Raw genomic sequence first — 298 nt, forward strand, 5'->3', positions numbered from 1 at the left:
GACTTGAACTCTCACACCTTGCGGCGCCAGAACCTAAATCTGGTGCGTCTACCAATTCCGCCACTTCCGCATGTTTTGCTGCTAATGCTAAAAGCATCAGTCTTTAAATTTTGGTGCGGAGGGAGGGACTTGAACCCTCACGTCCTTGCGGACACTAGCACCTGAAGCTAGCGCGTCTACCAATTCCGCCACCACCGCACATGGTGTCATCTTTCAAAAGAAAGATGGTGGCTACGACGGGATTCGAACCTGTGACCCCATCATTATGAGTGATGTGCTCTAACCAACTGAGCTACGT

Annotated in this window: 1 tRNA gene; it reads right to left on the minus strand. The window is 50.7% G+C overall.

Features of this window, described 5'->3' with window-relative positions:
- Window positions 1–111: 111 nt before the first annotated feature.
- A tRNA-Leu gene (locus Q0852_RS23800) sits at window positions 112–198 on the minus strand.
- Window positions 199–298 lie beyond the last annotated feature (100 nt).

It is taken from the genome of uncultured Photobacterium sp. (genome assembly GCF_947502415.1).
GTDB lineage: Bacteria > Pseudomonadota > Gammaproteobacteria > Enterobacterales > Vibrionaceae > Photobacterium.